Annotated in this window: 2 protein-coding genes; one reads left to right on the top strand and one right to left on the bottom strand. The window is 76.0% G+C overall.

The window, feature by feature from the left end:
• Positions 1-78 precede the first annotated feature (78 nt).
• On the bottom strand, positions 79-909 hold the full coding sequence (locus tag ABZ497_RS36710) for a serine protease (protein WP_359812474.1): 831 nt from the start codon (positions 907-909) through the stop codon (positions 79-81).
• 161 nt (positions 910-1070) lie between these two features.
• Between ABZ497_RS36710 and ABZ497_RS36705 the strand changes: the two genes are divergently transcribed.
• On the top strand, positions 1071-2180 hold the full coding sequence (locus ABZ497_RS36705; RefSeq protein ID WP_359812472.1) for a helix-turn-helix domain-containing protein: 1110 nt from the start codon (positions 1071-1073) through the stop codon (positions 2178-2180).
• Positions 2181-2274: the final 94 nt, after the last annotated feature.

The following is a 2274-nucleotide window of genomic DNA, read 5'->3' as shown; positions in this document are numbered from 1 at the left end:
CCACGAGGACGTGATGCCCCGGCCGGTGGCGGACCGGGTCGGTCTGATGCGCACGCCGGGCGCTGCCGCCGCCGGGAGTCAGCTGTTCTGGTGGATCGTCTGCCGGATCCAGTCCGCGTACGCCGGAACGCTGGTGTAGAGGCCCGGGCCGGTCGAACAGGTCGGGTCGGTGTCACCGTCGCCCGAGGTGGTGCCGACGAGTTCCCAGCGGCCGCCCCGGCCCTTCTGGAGCTGCGGGCCGCCGGAGTCCCCGAAGCAGGCCATCGCGCCCGGCACCTGGCTGACCGTGCAGAGGCGCAGCCACCCCGCCCGGCCGGGGGCGCACTCGTCGACGGCTCCCCGGCGGGTCTCCAACTGCTGGAGCCGGTTCGCGAACTCGGCCCGCTGCGGGGTGTCCACGTCGGCGACGCTGCCGAAGCCGAGCAGCCGGGTCGGCGTACCGGGCCGGGCCGCGCGCTCGGCGATCCGGACGGGCTGCTCGCTCACCGGGCGGTCCAGCCGGATCAGCGCGAGGTCGTCCTGGTTGGCACCGCCAGCGCCGGTGCCGATCCCGTAGCCGGGGTGGATGATCGTCCGCTCGATGGTGCGCACGGTGCCGCCGGACGTGCGCCGGTCCGAGCCGATCCGGACGGTGCCGTCCAGGACCACGCCGATCTCGGGGTCGAGGCAGTGGCCCGCCGTCAGCACCCACCGCGGGTGGATCAGTGTCGCCCCGCAGACACCGTCGGCCAGGCCCTGCGTCGGAGCCGTCAGCGGGATCGAGGCCATGTACGGGTAGCGCCCGTTGGCGTCCGTCCCGTTGACGATGGCTCCGGCGCTGCCGGTCATGGCGGTGGCGCACACCGTCGCGGCCAGGGCGACGGTGGCGATGCGGGCCGCTCGGCGGGCCAGGGAGCTGAAAGCGGGCATGGCAGGTCCTTCGTTCGGGGTGCGCGCGAGCGCGCTTCGGGTGTTCGGATCAGGAGTGGCGCGGACGCCCCGGCGGTGCGGGTGTCGCGTACCGCCCATCCTTCGCACCGGCCCGCGCCCGCAACAGCGGCCCCGATGTCACCCTGGGCTAAATTCTGGACATGCCAGTGATCGCTGTCCTCGCCCTCGACGGCGTACCGGGCCACCAGCTCACCGCGCCTGGGATCACCTTCGGCGCCGCCGCGCGCCACCACCCGCTTGTCGGGTACGAGGTGCGGTACTGCGCGGGCCCCGGGTTCCGTACGACGGGGGCGCCGGCACCGTTCCGACTCGACACACCGTGGGGTCTGGAGGGGCTGGCGGGTGCGGACACCGTACTGGTGCCCGGCCACGACGGTTTCCGCGCGGAGCCGCCGCCCGGGGTCGTCGACGCGCTGCGGGCCGCGGCGGCCGGGGGCAGCCGGATCGGTGCGATCGGGACGGGGACGTTCACCCTCGCCGCCACCGGGCTGCTGGACGGGCGGCGGGCCGCGACCGGCCGCCGGTACGCCGCCGAACTGGCCGGGCGCCACCCCCGGATCGAGGTCGACCCGGAGGGCTCGGTCACGGACGCGGCGCCGTTCCACAGCGCGGCGGGGGTGCTCGGCGGGGTCGACCTCTGCCTGCGGCTGATCACCCTGGACCACGGCGAGCCGGTCGCCATCGAGACGGAGCGGCAGGTCTTCCTGGAGCTGCACGGGCCTGCCGGGTCGGCGGCCTCCAGCGGGGCGGCGGCGACCACCGCGTCGGCGGCCACCACCGGTACCGCTCGCGCACCGGGTCCCGGGGGCTCCCGGCTCGGGCCGACGCTCCGGTGGCTGGAGGCCCACCTCGACCGGCCGCTGACGCTGAACGACCTCGCCGACCACGCCGGACTCACCGTCCGCGGCCTGACCAGGCGCTTCCGGGCCGAGACCGGGTTGCCGCCGCTGCAGTACCTGCTCCGCGCGCGCATCCGGCTCGCGCAGCGCCTGCTGGAGCGCGGCGACGAGCCGGTCGAACGCATCGCCACCCGCACGGGGCTCGGCACGCCCGCCAATCTGCGCCACCACTTCCAGCACCACACGGGGACCAGCCCCCGGACCTACCGGGCGGCCTTCCGCTCCCTCGTCTCCACCCTGACCTGGGCCGACGGCCGCCCGGCCGGCGACGCCCCGGCGGCGGACCGGGCCGACCGACCGGTTCCCCCGCACGACCGCCGCGCCCCGGCCGATCGTCGTGCCTGGTCCTGACAGGGCCCCCCCCGCAGCAGGGCCCGGGCGGCGGCAAGGGACAGAATGCAGACCGGCCCCCCAGCGCCCTCGCCCCGGTAGAACCCCACAAAAC

The sequence above is a fragment of the Kitasatospora sp. NPDC005751 genome (assembly GCF_040630835.1).
Lineage (GTDB): Bacteria > Actinomycetota > Actinomycetes > Streptomycetales > Streptomycetaceae > Kitasatospora.
The sequence above is the reverse complement of the archived record's forward strand: the minus strand, read 5'-3'. Positions and strand labels throughout refer to the sequence as shown.